The following is a 14,375-nucleotide window of genomic DNA, read 5'->3' as shown; positions in this document are numbered from 1 at the left end:
AAATAAAGAAAGATGAACAAGCAACAATTATTTGAAAACATCAAACGCAAAAAATCATTTCTTTGCGTAGGACTCGACACAGATATTAAAAAGATACCCGATCATCTGTTGGATGATCCGGATCCCATCTTCGCTTTCAATAAAGCAATCGTTGATGCAACAGCAGACTATTGCATCGCTTATAAACCTAATCTGGCTTTCTATGAGAGCATGGGCGTAAAAGGATGGATTGCTTTCGAAAAAACTGTAAATTACATCAAAGAAAATTATCCCGACCAGTTTATCATTGCTGACGCCAAACGCGGTGATATCGGCAATACATCGGCAATGTACGCCCGCACCTTCTTCGAAGAACTCGACATCGACTCTGTCACTGTAGCTCCTTATATGGGAGAGGACAGCGTTACTCCGTTCTTATCTTACGAAGGGAAATGGGTAATTCTGCTGGCTCTGACTTCAAACAAAGGCTCACACGACTTCCAACTGACGGAAGATGCCAACGGCAAACGCCTTTTCGAGAAAGTATTAAAAAAATCACAGAAATGGGCCAATGATGAACAGATGATGTACGTTGTGGGCGCTACTCAGGGACGTGCTTTCGAAGACATCCGTAAGATTGTCCCCAATCACTTCCTTCTGGTTCCGGGTATCGGCGCTCAGGGAGGTTCTCTTGAAGAAGTATGCAAATATGGCATGAACAGTACCTGTGGACTCATTGTGAATTCCTCCCGCGGAATTATTTATGTAGATAAGACCGAAAAATTTGCCGCTGCCGCCCGTGCCGCTGCCAAAGAAGTGCAAGAGCAAATGGCAGAACAGCTGAAAGCTATCTTATAATGCCTCACGAACGGAAGATAATCAACGATCCGGTATTCGGGTTCATCAACATACCAAAGGGGTTGCTGTACGACATCGTACGGCATCCCCTTTTGCAGCGTTTAAACCGCATCAAGCAAGTAGGGCTTTCATCCGTAGTCTATCCCGGTGCACAGCACACCCGGTTCCAGCACTCTCTGGGAGCTTTCCACCTGATGAGCGAAGCTATCACGCAACTGGCCTCCAAAGGGAACTTCATATTCGACAGTGAAGCCGAAGCCGTACAGGCAGCCATCCTTCTGCACGACATCGGCCACGGGCCTTTTTCGCATGTTCTTGAAGACACCATTGTCAAAGGAGTATCCCATGAAGAAATCTCCCTGATGCTGATGGAACGGATGAACAAGGAGCTGAACGGACAACTTAGTTTAGCCATTCAGATATTCAAAGACGAATATCCCAAACGCTTCTTGCACCAATTAGTCAGCGGACAACTGGATATGGACCGTCTGGATTACTTGCGCCGTGACAGTTTCTATACCGGAGTTTCGGAAGGCAATATAGGTTCGGCACGCATCATCAAAATGCTCGACGTAGCAGACGACCATCTGGTAGTGGAGTCCAAAGGAATCTATTCCATAGAAAACTTCCTTACAGCACGGCGACTGATGTACTGGCAGGTTTACCTGCACAAAACGTCAGTGGCCTATGAACGGATGCTGATCAGTGCCCTGTTACGTGCCAAGGAACTGGCTTCGCAAGGAGTGGAACTGTTTGCCTCGCCGGCGCTGAAATTCTTCCTGTACAACCACATCGACCCGGAAGTATTTTACAATAACCCTGACTGTCTGGAAAACTTCATTCAGTTGGACGATAATGATATCTGGACGGCTCTTAAAGTATGGAGCACCCATACGGATAAGGTTTTATCAACATTAAGCCTGGGTATGATTAATCGTAACATATTCAAGGTTGAGATATGCGCTGAACCTATCAGTGAAGAGCGAAAAAAAGAATTGACTTTGCAGATCAGCCAACAATTAGGCATCACTCTTTCCGAAGCAGACTATTTTGTCTCTACCCCCAGTATCGAAAAGAACATGTACGATTCGGCAGATGACAGCATTGATATTATTTACAAAGACGGAACAATAAAAAATATTGCAGAAGCATCGGACATGCTAAACATTTCATTGCTTTCTAAAAAGGTAAAGAAATACTATATCTGCTACTTGCGTTGGGATAGATAAGTATAAAATATTCATCAAAGAGTAAGGATATATAAAAAAAAAGTCCGTTATTTGCGTACTAATTAAATTTTAAAGTAAGATTATGGAGTTCTCGGCTAAGCAAATTGCAGCATTTATCCAAGGGGAAATTATAGGTGACGAAAACGCTACTGTACATACATTCGCAAAGATAGAAGAAGGAATACCGGGCGCTATCTCTTTCCTTTCTAATCCGAAATATACACCTTATATATATGAGACCGAAGCTAGCATTGTATTGGTGAACAAAGATTTTACTCCCGAACAAGAAGTAAAAGCAACATTAATCAAAGTAGACAATGCTTACGAGAGCCTTGCCAAACTGCTCAATCTATATGAGATGAGCAAACCCAAAAGAACCGGTATCGACCCACGTGCCTATGTAGCGGAAACCGCTAAAATAGGAAAAGACGTATATATAGCTCCTTTCGCCTGCATAGGCGACCATGCGGAAGTAGGAGATAATACGGTTATTCATCCGCATGCCACTGTAGGCGGTGGTGCCAAAATAGGCAGTAATTGTATCCTATATGCCAATGCAACAGTATATCATGATTGCCGGGTAGGAAACAATTGTATCCTGCACGCAGGATGTGTGATCGGAGCAGACGGCTTCGGTTTCGCTCCTACCCCGCAAGGATACGAAAAAATTCCTCAAATCGGTATCGTCATTCTTGAAGATAATGTAGAAGTCGGAGCCAATACCTGCATAGACCGCGCAACCATGGGAGCGACCGTGATTCATAGCGGAGTGAAATTAGATAATCTGATCCAGATAGCTCACAACGACGAAATAGGTTCGCATACCGTAATGGCTGCCCAAGTGGGTATCGCAGGTTCTACCAAGGTAGGCGAATGGTGTATGTTCGGCGGACAAGTAGGTATTGCCGGACATCTCAAAATAGGCAACCAAGTAAATCTGGGAGCTCAATCGGGTGTACCGGGGAATATAAAATCCGGTAGCCAACTTATCGGAACTCCTCCTATGGAGCTAAAACAATACTTCAAAGCATCCATCGCACAAAAAAGCCTTCCGGAGATGCAGATCGAATTACGCAATCTCCGCAAAGAAATAGAAGAATTAAAACAACAATTAAATAAGTAACCAATGCTGAAACAAAAAACTCTGAAAGATAGCTTTTCACTGAGAGGAAAAGGTCTTCACACTGGACTTGACCTGACTGTTACGTTTAACCCTGCCCCGGATAACCATGGCTACAAAATACAGCGCACGGATCTGGAAGGGCAACCCATTATCGATGCCGTAGCTGATAATGTAGCTGAAACGACAAGAGGAACCGTGCTGTCAAAAAATGGAGTAAAAGTAAGCACAGTTGAACATGGAATGGCAGCCCTCTATGCTTTGGGCATCGACAACTGCCTGATCCAGGTTAACGGACCGGAATTTCCGATTCTGGACGGAAGTGCACAATATTATGTACAAGAAATAGAGAGAGTAGGAACCGAGGAGCAAAATGCTGTTAAGGATTTCTATATCATTAAATCAAAAATAGAGTTTCGTGACGAGGAGACAGGTTCATCCATCATTGTATTACCCGATGAGAATTTCAGCCTGAACGTACTGGTTTCTTACGATTCGACCATCATCCCGAACCAGTTTGCAACACTGGAGGATATGAAGAAATTCAAAGAAGAGATCGCCCCCAGCCGTACCTTTGTATTTGTACGTGAAATCGAACCTCTGTTATCAGCCGGACTTATCAAAGGAGGCGATCTGGACAATGCCATCGTTATTTACGAACGCGAAATGTCGCAAGAGAACTATGATAAGTTAGCCGATATTATGGGTGTTCCCCATATGGATGCCAAACTACTGGGATATATCAACCATAAACCGTTGGTATGGCCCAACGAGTGTGCCCGCCATAAGTTACTGGACGTAATCGGAGACCTTGCTTTGATTGGTAAACCGATTAAAGGAAGAATCATCGCTACACGCCCGGGACATACCATCAATAACAAATTCGCACGTCAGATGCGTAAGGAAATCCGCCTGCATGAGATACAGGCACCGACCTATGACTGTAACCGAGCTCCGATTATGGACGTAAACCGTATCCGTGAGCTACTTCCTCATCGCTATCCGTTCCAGTTGGTGGATAAGGTGATCGAAATTGGTGCCAACTACATCGTAGGTGTTAAAAACGTAACCTCCAACGAGCCCTTCTTTCAGGGACATTTTCCTCAGGAACCGGTAATGCCCGGTGTATTGCAAATAGAAGCAATGGCCCAAATCGGCGGACTACTCGTTTTAAACTCAGTAGACGAACCGGAGCGTTATTCTACTTATTTCATGAAAATCGATGGAGTGAAGTTCCGTCAGAAAGTAGTACCGGGTGACACCCTGATCTTCCGCGTAGAGTTGTTGGCTCCTATCCGCCGGGGAATCTCGACGATGAAAGGCTATGCTTTCGTTGGCGAAAAAGTAGTCTGTGAATGCGAATTCATGGCACAAATAGTAAAAAACAAATAATTTATAAGCATGATAAGTCCCTTAGCGTATATTCATCCCGAAGCAAAAATCGGTGAAAACGTAGAGATTGCTCCGTTTGTTTACATTGATAGAAATGTAGTCATCGGAGATAACAATAAAATTATGGCTAATGCCAACATCCTGTACGGTTCACGTATCGGAAACGGAAATACAATCTTCCCGGGAGCCGTTATCGGAGCAATTCCCCAGGATTTGAAATTCAAGGGTGAAGAGAGCACAGCCGAAATAGGTGATAATAACTTGATTCGTGAAAATGTGACCATCAACCGGGGTACAGCTGCCAAAGGCAGAACCATTGTAGGCAATAATAACCTGCTGATGGAAGGTGTCCATGTAGCTCACGACGCATTGATCGGTAACGGCTGTATCATTGGTAATTCTACCAAAATGGCCGGTGAAATCGTTATTGACGATAATGCCATCATCAGTGCAAATGTATTGATGCACCAGTTTTGCCGGGTAGGCGGATACGTGATGATCCAGGGAGGTTGTCGTTTCAGCAAAGATATTCCCCCATACATCATAGCCGGTCGCGAACCCATCGCTTATAGTGGAATCAACATCATCGGACTCCGTCGTCGTGGTTTTTCAAATGAAGTTATTGAGAATATTCATAATGCATACCGCATCATTTACCAAAGCGGACTCAACACATCGGATGCCCTTGCAAAGGTTGAATCAGAAATACCCGCCAGTCCCGAAATAGAATATATCGTTGATTTTATTCGTAACTCGGACCGGGGAATCATCAGGTAAATAAATAGAAATCAATAAGAAAAAGGAGGATGCCCGGAAAGCATCCTCCTTTTTTGTGGAATAAACCCAGCCATCTTATTTGCAATCTTTCGGTTTTTTATTACTTTTACGCCATCAATAAAACAGTAACAACTATGATATACAGATTTACCATTATATCTGATGAGGTTGACGATTTCGTCAGAGAGATACAGATTGACCCGGAAGCTACTTTCTTCGATTTTCACGAAGCTATCTTGAAAGCAGCGGGTTACACGAATGACCAGATGACTTCTTTCTTTATCTGCGATGACGATTGGGAAAAAGAGAAAGAAATTACTCTGGAGGAAATGGACAATAATCCGGAAATGGACAGCTGGATAATGAAAGAAACCCGCCTCAACGAACTGATTGAAGACGAAAAACAAAAACTGCTCTATGTATTCGACTACATGACGGAACGTTGTTTCTTTATCGAATTATCCGAAATCATCACCGGAAAAGAAATAAAAGGTGCCAAATGTACCAAAAAGTCAGGTGAAGCTCCTAAGCAAACAGTAGATTTCGAAGAGATGGCTGCCGCAGGAGGCTCACTCGACTTAGATGAGAATTTCTATGGTGATCAGGACTTCGACATGGAAGATTTTGATGCAGAAGGATTTGATGTTAACGATGGTGCATCTGGTGGTGGAGGTTCATACGACGAAGATAAATTTTGAATAATATGCCCATGTGACAATACACCTGCCGACCACGTTATCATATTGCATAGCAGGCGACATATTGTCACATGGACACATTATCACATTACTAATCGTTATGACTGTCAAAACTTTAATCGTACTTATAGGGCCTACAGGCGTAGGAAAAACGGAGTTAAGCCTCCGTATAGCAGAACATTTCAAGACGAGTATCATTTCGTCTGATTCCCGGCAGTTATACGCCGAACTTAAGATAGGAACAGCAGCTCCAACCCCGGAGCAATTAAAACGGGTTCCACATTATTTTGTAGGTACTTTGCAACTCACCGATTATTACAGTGCCGCCCAATATGAGACGGAGGTAATGTCTCTCCTTGAACTTTTATTCAAACAGCATGATGTCGTTCTCCTCACAGGAGGTTCTATGATGTATGTAGATGCCATCTGTAAAGGTATTGACGATATACCGACCGTGGATACGGAAACCCGCGAACTTCTGCTACATAAATACGAAACAGAAGGACTGGATAATCTCTGTGCCGAACTGAAATTGCTGGACCCGGAATATTATAAAATTGTAGATTTAAAGAATCCCAAACGAGTCATTCACGCATTGGAAATCTGCTACATGACAGGAAAGACTTATACCTCCTTCCGCACCCAACAAAAAAAAGAACGTCCTTTTCATATTCTGAAAATAGGATTGACTCGGGATCGTACCGAACTGTATGACCGTATCAACCGCCGCGTAGACCAAATGATGGAAGAAGGCTTACTGGAAGAAGCACGTTCTGTATATACCCACCGAAATCTAAACTCTTTGAATACTGTTGGTTATAAAGAGATATTCAAATATCTGGATGGAGAATGGGAACTACCTTTTGCCATTGAAAAGATAAAGCAAAACTCACGTATCTATTCACGCAAACAAATGACTTGGTTTAAGCGGGATAAAGAAATCCAATGGTTCCATCCTGAACAAGAGATAGAAATACTATCGTATCTCCACTCTCAATTAGATACTTATAAATAGCAGATATATTCTTAAAGAATAGAGAAAAAGAAGCCGAATAAAATAAAAAAACAGCAAAGTAAGTGTTATTATAAAAAAATTAATATCTTCACCCATATAGATAATAATATTAATCTTTTAAAGTTAACACTATGCAAAAACGACTATTTTTCTTAACCGGTATCACAGCTACTGCTTTGTGCGCAATCACTATAATTGAGTTTAATCTTAAAAACCAAAAGCAGGATATAATTTTAGCCAATATTGAGGCACTGGCACAAACTGAATTTGATTATAATAATGGTGCAGCAGAAAAAATAACAGATACCACCCAAAGTCAACCAACCTACCAAGTAGCTCCAGATGGAACAAAAATTATAGAAACAGTTTTTGTTTATACGGAAACAAGTTGTTATGGCAGCGGTATAATCGCATGCGAATATGATTTTAGTGCAGACATTAGTCAAAGACCTCTTTAATATGAAAAAAAAGATATTTTTCTCTGGCTTCCTATTGATGACAATGTTCTGTGGATGTATGACCCAGAATGAAATAACAAGCTCGATTGCAAAGTTAGAAACAGTAGAAAAATCAGTGAATGACACTCTTTTTCTACAAAATCCGCAGGTCTTCTGCCTGGAAACAAAAGACAATGCATTGATAAAACGCATTAATCGGGTAATAGAGTGGAAAAACACCTATTATATTTTAGATAAATCCATGAAGCAAGTGTTGGCTTTCAATGACAAAGGCAAACATCTATTTACCATACACCGTGTAGGAGCAGGTAAAGGAGAATATGGAAGCATACTGGATATAGCCATAGACAGGCAAAATGAAAATTTAGTATTCTTAGCCGACCCGACCTCACTGATATATTATGACTTGCAAGGGAACTTCATCAGAACTACAAAACTACCAGGACACTATCATTCAATAGCTATTGATAACGGAATGATATACTTAGAAAATGCCACACTTATTAATAATCAGTTATCCACATCATCCATCACAGTAATAGCCCCGAACGATCAAAAGACTGAATTATTAAAACCACTCCGAGAAATAGCTCCTTATTGTTTTATCGGAGGACATCAACTGGGCGGAACAGCTCCTGTTGTATTTACCAGAAAGTTCGATGATACGATCTATCAACTGGAAGACGGGAAAATAAGTCCTTACTACTCCTTCAATTTTATGAATGAAAGCTTTCCGGAAGCAGCCAAAGACAAAGAATACACCTGCCGCGAACTTAATAAGTTCACATGGGACCGATATGTATATTTAATGACTAACGTGACAGACGCCCCCCAATACTTATTATTCAATACGAATCTATTCGGTATATATGTATTTGATAAAAATCAAAACAAGTTATTGAAATACAACAAGATATACAATACGGAATACCAAGCAGACTTGCACCAATATATACCGGTAGAAGGAGCCAATAACCGAGTATTCTTTACGGTTTCTCCCACGACCCTGTTCAGCCTCAAAGCTATAGTTGACAATCATCCGTCTTTCAAAAACAAAATGTCCGATAAACTATATAAATTGACAGAATCATTGGATAGTGACTCTAATCCGGTGATTTTTAGCTATCAGGTAAAATAAACCGCATCCCCAAACCCCACCGATTGAGGGTGTGTCGAAACTTTTATTCACCACACTCTCAGTCGGTGGCAGCAAAAATTCTATCTTTCTTTTATTTCTCCAGACCGTCTAAATCAATCTCTACGATCACATCCGTTCCTTTGCCCGGAACAGAACTTAGAGTCAGAACTCCTTTCAGATTTTCCACACGTTCCTTTATGATAACCAGACCAATTCCCGACTTTCCGGTTTGTTGTTCAAAGCCTTTGCCATTGTCAGCTATTGTCAGCTTTATCCTGTTTCCCTCCCGAACAAGAATAATCTTAATATGAGTGGCCTGCGCATGTTTCAATGCATTGCCTGTAGCTTCCTGTACAATTCGATAAATCTCCAATGCTACTTTCTGCGATAAATGATCGAATCCCTCCTCCGGTTCAAGCACCAAAGTCAGTTCGGTCTGTCCCGATTGATTACGCTGATAGACATAATCCTGAAGAATCTCAGACAGGGAAGCATATTTAAAGACAGGTGGCATCAAATCATGTGAAATTCCCCGCACTTCGGTTTGCAAAGCTTGTAATGTATCCAAAACCTCTTCCCGACTACTCGTCCCGTCAGCAATTTTCATTTTAATGGCCAGCAACTCGTTCGAAACATTATCATGGAGTTCTTTAGCCAGACGGTTTCGCTCTACCTCCAGGCCCTCAAGATAATACTGCACTTTACGCTGTTGTACCTCATGCACCAAGGCTTGAAATTCGCGTTCTCTCTCTTCCAGTTTTGCCTTCTGCAATTCAACCGTCAATTCCGTTTCCTGTTGTTTCAGCTTGGCAATCTGCAACATCCCCTCATGAATACGCTGACGGGAACGATAACGTATCAGCAACAGAACAATCGTAATCAGCGCCAATACAATCAAGGTAACAGAAAGAATATTAATCCACTTATTCTTTTCATTGATGGCCGTAAGTTGCTTCACCACCCTCTCTTTTTCGTCCAGACTATATTGTGCCCGTAACTTCTGAATAGTCTTACTACTATTTTTATCAAACAACCGGGTTTCATACTTCAATGAATTGCGGGCAGCCTCCAGAGCTTTATTATAAAGTTCCTGTTTTTCGTACACTTTGGCCAATAAGGTATAGAAATCAATCAAAGAATGATAATAATCCACCTCCTGCTCTTCATTCATTTTTTTCAGTTCATGCAATCCATCCTGTAGATGTTGCTCGGCCAATTCATAATCCGCCTGATAATAGGCAATCACCCCCGAAACATAGCTAAGTGACACGTTTGCATCGATCTTTTTAGGATTCATCAGTTTTTTACCCGTTTCAAAACATTGTTCCGCTTCCTTTATCTTACCGGCCTCACTATAGACAACTGCCTGATGCAAATAATTATCGGATATAACGTAGCCCACGTCATATGGATTCTCGGTTGATGTGTATACCTCAAAAGCTTCCTGATTGTATTTTGTCACAGAATCCAACAGATTCATCCGATGTTCATTTTGATATAAAGCATAAAAATACTTTGCTTTTATGGTCAATTTCAATATCTGCTGAAAAGGGAAATCCACCGGCAGATCTTTCATCGCTTCGGACAGATCATTCAACCCCTCATCATCTTGCCACATGGAATAAATAATAGAAAGATCATAATATATTTCCGTCAGAATTGCCGGCTTCACCGCATTACGATTAAAATAATCAGCAGCCTGATAATAATTTTCATGCGCTTTCTCCATTTGATTTTTATCAGAATAATAGATACCGGCAATATAATGCATCATACCGGCAATATTATTGTTTTCAAACTTCCCTTTGTTCATAAAAGCACTATCCAGATAGTTTTTAGCTTCAGCCATGTCTCCGAGCTGATTCTCAAACATCGCAACAATTGAATAAAGGCGGGTAACAACCGCTTTATCTTCCACCTCTTTGGCTTCGGGAATCAATTGCTTCAGTACGGCAATCTGATGTTCCCGCGAAAGATATGCGATATCTCCGGTCATATAATAACGTTCCATCAAAGGAATCGTTTTATCTTTCATCAGATTCATAATTGAATCATACTGTACAGTATCGTCTTGTGCATTGACGGCTACAACGTAGCAAAATAAAAATAAGAAAACAGATAGTAGTTTCTTCATAAATAAATAATAGTTAAAGTGTAATCCTCTGACATTTTCTTTTGTCACTCTGCCAACCGAAGGTTAAGCCTTGTGTTAGTCACAAAAGTACAAATAATATAGTTGGAGCAAATTAAAATCAAACATAATTTCAATAAACAGATATGCCGATGGAGCCTGCACATATCTCTTTGCAGTCCCCATCGGCATATCTGTTTAGTTGGAATTATACCAATAACAATGATTTCAGTCTTCCGGATTCAATATCACATTTACTTCCGATGACACAGCTGTTCTAACCGGTTTCATACCCAAGCACGAAATGTGAAGCATCGCACTTCTGGGAGCCGAAATAACAAAATGTCCGTAAGCGTCAGAAACGGTTCCCAAAGTAGTACCTGAAATAGATACAGATGCCCCCACTATCGGGTTATTCAAATGATCCTTGACCGTTCCTGTTACTTTTACCAGTTCATCCGAGTTCATGGTAGAAAAAGAAAGTTTATTTAAATCATTCGCATTTTCTCCTTTCAACGTAATCAAAATAACACCATGTTCGGCTTTATCTCCATAGATCCTTACCGACTCTTTATCTTTCAGCACACTGATGGACTCAATCATATCCGGATTGATCGCCTCCATTTGTTCGCCGGTTATCTCTTTTCCATCCACCATTATCAACGGTTGAGGCTGAAAATCGACCCGTCGGGTTGCAAACGGAGACAATCCATTTCTTTTCAATCCATCCGAGATAGTAACTTTACTTGAAATTGATACTGTATCCAACTGTGACACTTCAATGACCACCTTCTCCAGAGCATTCTTTTTCACCGTGTCCACTGCTACCTCGATCGTTTTTTCCGGTACTTTTTTCTCCACTATTTGCTTTAAATCATTAACTTTGACGGCAGAAATCTCTTCCATCTTACCGGAGATTTCCGGACGTGCAAATGCAGTCACAGCAATGGCGGCCAAAGGAAGTACATACAAATACTTCAATCGTGCCCAGGGATTTGATTTTTCTTTTAACATCATAGTGATACGTTTTTTAAGTTTACTGTGATTAAAGCTGTTGGCCATAGAGTAGAGCCTTGTGCCAACAGCTTTCTTTATCAGTAATAACTGATATTGCTTAGCATTGACACCCTCCCTTATCACCGTTTCATCAGCCTCGTATTCATGTATATTCTGCAGTTCCTGCTTCAACAGCCAGGAAGCCGGATTAAACCATTGAAAGAAAATACAAATGTCCGCAATCAGCAAATCGACAGAATGCCGGTTACAGATATGAGCCGTTTCATGGATTAGTATTTCTCTACCGTCTTCTTCTAAATCTTTCTTAGAAATAACAATGTATTTCATCCAGCTAAAAGGAGAAATTTTGCACTGATGAACCACTAAAGTTATTCCATTTCCCATCCTTTCTCTCTTGCCCGACCTCAATAATGCCAGCAAACGGATCAGGGAATAAAGATGACGGCACACAAAAAAAAGAATACCTGATAAATAGATTATCAAAATGATCTGAATACCCGATACAGATGCCCCTTCTGCCTGTGTCACCTCAGATGCCGGCATATCTGCCATCATCAATAACTGTTCGATAGTAAGCATTGTCTGATGCATTTCCGTCTGTTGGGTAGTAGTCAGCTGAATCAGAGGCAGCAGCAGTGACAGCAACAAAAGAGCCAACAGAGCAATTCGGTTAAACCGGTGAAACGTTTCCTTACTCAGCAGTAAACGATAAAACAGATAAAAACCCGCCAAACAAGCAGATGACTTCAGTATATAGACAAAAAAGACTCCCATATATTCATTATTTAAGATACGGTTCCAACTTCATTTTACTCATCATTTCCCTGCTCCACCTCCTGAATCAGTTTTTTGAGATCATCGAGTGAAATATCTTCTTCCTTCACCAGTGACGAAACGGCACTGAGATATGAATTATTGAAATATTTACTAATCACACTCTTCAACGTACGTTTACTGAAGTCGGACTCACTGACAACCGCATAATACTGGTAAGTATTGCCATAAGTATGGTGTGCCAGAAAACCTTTCTCTTCCAGTCCACGCACAATAGTAGACAATGTATTAAAATGTGGCTTCGGCTCATCATAGAATGCTAACATTTCTTTCACAAACAAAGGACCTTTCTCCCAGAAAAATCCCATAATTTCCTCTTCTTTTGCTGTTAATCCTTTCATAACTTTTCTTCTTTTGCATGCAAATAACGAAAAGATTTAGTTCAAAAACTAATTTTAGCAGTTAATTAAAACTAAAGGGTTACCCGATAAATGCGTAACTGAACCAGCATTTAAATGGAATTGATAATCAAAAGATTATATTTACCTGAATTTCGCTCCCGATGTAAAGCCATTTACCCGGGCATGTAAAAGCATTTACCTCAGCATGTAAAGCCATTTACCCCGGCTGGTAAACGGAACCGGCATTCAAGGTTACGGATGTCCACACTTGGAGTTAGCGTCAAGACAACGCGTTCTTCGGATAAACCAGATTTTGGCAATGCATGAGAAAAACCACACATTTGCCGGATGAACCGAAATTATCATGTACCTTTGTACCTCTATTATAGAATTACTTGATTATGAACCTGAATACTCCGGTAGAAATTCCATCTGGATTCATCCCCATTAACCATGCACAGCGACTGCTGATAATGGGTTCCTGTTTTGCAGAAAACATCGGAACCTTACTTGCTGAAAATAAGTTCCAAGTAGATATCAATCCTTTCGGTATCCTATACAACCCATTGTCCATCTCAATGGCCTTGCGTGAAATCATTCGTAAAAGACTGTATGAAGAATCCGACCTTTTCTCGTATCGTGAGTACTGGCACAGTCCAATGCATCACGGCTCTTTCTCCGCAGCCACTCCGGAAGAAGTTGTACGGAACATACGGGTCCGCCTGGAGCAAGCACACAAAGAACTGAAACAACTTGACTGGCTCATGCTGACCTTCGGCACCGCATACGTATATGAACAAAAAAAGACGGGGAAGGTAGTAGCCAATTGTCACAAATTGCCTGAAAAGGATTTCGTACGCCGTCGTCTGGAGACCGATGAGATAACAGAAGACTATATCCAGTTACTGGACGAACTGATTTCACTGAATCCAAAGATCAAAATATTGTTCACAGTCAGTCCCATCCGTCACGTACGCGACGGAATGCACGCCAATCAACTCAGCAAAAGTGTATTGCTCCTTGCCATCGACCGGCTGATGCAACGTTACCCACAAGCCACTTTTTACTTCCCTTCTTACGAAATAATATTGGACGAGCTCCGGGATTACCGTTTCTACGCAGATGACATGGTACATCCGTCGTCATTAGCCGTCAATTACCTCTGGGAACGCTTCTCGGAAACATTTTTCCATCCCGAAACGCAAGCACTGATTAAGGAGTGCGCAACCATACGGAAAGCCATTGCACATAAACCTTTCCATCCCGAGTCAGAAGAGTATAAAAGATTTTTAGGACAAATTGTGTTAAAAATAGAACGACTTAACGGAAAATACCCGTACTTAGATTTCGAAAAAGAAACAAACATGTGCCGACTGGCGCTTCGATAA

The 14,375-nt window shown here is 41.3% G+C and carries 13 protein-coding genes; 10 read left to right on the top strand and 3 right to left on the bottom strand.

Features of this window, described 5'->3' with window-relative positions; translation table 11 throughout:
• Nucleotides 1-12: 12 nt before the first annotated feature.
• The 9 genes from pyrF (at nt 13) to ISX59_RS12825 (ending at nt 8,664) form a co-directional block, all read left to right on the top strand.
• Nucleotides 13-837 (top strand): orotidine-5'-phosphate decarboxylase, encoded by an 825-nt coding sequence (pyrF, locus tag ISX59_RS12865; protein ID WP_220575957.1) that lies wholly within the window; start codon nt 13-15, stop codon nt 835-837.
• A complete protein-coding gene (locus tag ISX59_RS12860) occupies nt 837-2,066 on the top strand; it encodes an HD domain-containing protein (protein WP_005775632.1) in 1,230 nt (409 codons plus the stop codon). Before pyrF ends, ISX59_RS12860 begins: the two co-directional genes overlap by 1 nt.
• Nucleotides 2,067-2,148: 82 nt before the next feature.
• Nucleotides 2,149-3,189, top strand: coding sequence for a UDP-3-O-(3-hydroxymyristoyl)glucosamine N-acyltransferase (gene lpxD / locus ISX59_RS12855; RefSeq protein WP_005775631.1), 1,041 nt, complete (start codon nt 2,149-2,151; stop codon nt 3,187-3,189).
• A gap of 3 nt (nt 3,190-3,192) precedes the next feature.
• A complete protein-coding gene (locus tag ISX59_RS12850; protein ID WP_044300033.1) occupies nt 3,193-4,578 on the top strand; it encodes a bifunctional UDP-3-O-[3-hydroxymyristoyl] N-acetylglucosamine deacetylase/3-hydroxyacyl-ACP dehydratase in 1,386 nt (461 codons plus the stop codon).
• 9 nt (nt 4,579-4,587) lie between these two features.
• Complete coding sequence (gene lpxA / locus ISX59_RS12845; protein ID WP_005775629.1) at nt 4,588-5,355, top strand: acyl-ACP--UDP-N-acetylglucosamine O-acyltransferase; 768 nt, start codon at nt 4,588-4,590, stop codon at nt 5,353-5,355.
• 134 nt (nt 5,356-5,489) lie between these two features.
• Nucleotides 5,490-6,053 (top strand): hypothetical protein, encoded by a 564-nt coding sequence (locus ISX59_RS12840; protein ID WP_005775628.1) that lies wholly within the window; start codon nt 5,490-5,492, stop codon nt 6,051-6,053.
• 100 nt (nt 6,054-6,153) lie between these two features.
• Nucleotides 6,154-7,068 (top strand): tRNA (adenosine(37)-N6)-dimethylallyltransferase MiaA, encoded by a 915-nt coding sequence (gene miaA, locus ISX59_RS12835; RefSeq protein WP_044300034.1) that lies wholly within the window; start codon nt 6,154-6,156, stop codon nt 7,066-7,068.
• Nucleotides 7,069-7,199: 131 nt separating this feature from the next.
• On the top strand, nt 7,200-7,526 hold the full coding sequence (locus ISX59_RS12830; protein WP_032540845.1) for a hypothetical protein: 327 nt from the start codon (nt 7,200-7,202) through the stop codon (nt 7,524-7,526).
• On the top strand, nt 7,489-8,664 hold the full coding sequence (locus ISX59_RS12825; RefSeq protein ID WP_220575956.1) for a 6-bladed beta-propeller: 1,176 nt from the start codon (nt 7,489-7,491) through the stop codon (nt 8,662-8,664). The genes ISX59_RS12830 and ISX59_RS12825 overlap by 38 nt, the downstream gene beginning before the upstream one ends.
• A gap of 91 nt (nt 8,665-8,755) precedes the next feature.
• Here the strand turns inward: ISX59_RS12825 and ISX59_RS12820 are convergent, their stop codons facing one another.
• The 3 genes from ISX59_RS12820 to ISX59_RS12810 form a co-directional block, all read right to left on the bottom strand.
• Complete coding sequence (locus tag ISX59_RS12820; protein ID WP_220575955.1) at nt 8,756-10,798, bottom strand: sensor histidine kinase; 2,043 nt, start codon at nt 10,796-10,798, stop codon at nt 8,756-8,758.
• A 225-nt stretch (nt 10,799-11,023) separates the two neighbouring features.
• Nucleotides 11,024-12,586 (bottom strand): carboxypeptidase-like regulatory domain-containing protein, encoded by a 1,563-nt coding sequence (locus ISX59_RS12815; protein ID WP_220575954.1) that lies wholly within the window; start codon nt 12,584-12,586, stop codon nt 11,024-11,026.
• 35 nt (nt 12,587-12,621) lie between these two features.
• Complete coding sequence (locus tag ISX59_RS12810; protein ID WP_005775621.1) at nt 12,622-12,987, bottom strand: BlaI/MecI/CopY family transcriptional regulator; 366 nt, start codon at nt 12,985-12,987, stop codon at nt 12,622-12,624.
• A gap of 401 nt (nt 12,988-13,388) precedes the next feature.
• Between ISX59_RS12810 and ISX59_RS12805 the strand changes: the two genes are divergently transcribed.
• Nucleotides 13,389-14,375, top strand: coding sequence for a GSCFA domain-containing protein (locus ISX59_RS12805; RefSeq protein WP_044300038.1), 987 nt, complete (start codon nt 13,389-13,391; stop codon nt 14,373-14,375).

The organism is Bacteroides sp. FSHCM14E1 (genome assembly GCF_019633785.1).
Classification (GTDB): domain Bacteria; phylum Bacteroidota; class Bacteroidia; order Bacteroidales; family Bacteroidaceae; genus Bacteroides; species Bacteroides hominis.
The sequence above is the reverse complement of the archived record's forward strand: the minus strand, read 5'-3'. Positions and strand labels throughout refer to the sequence as shown.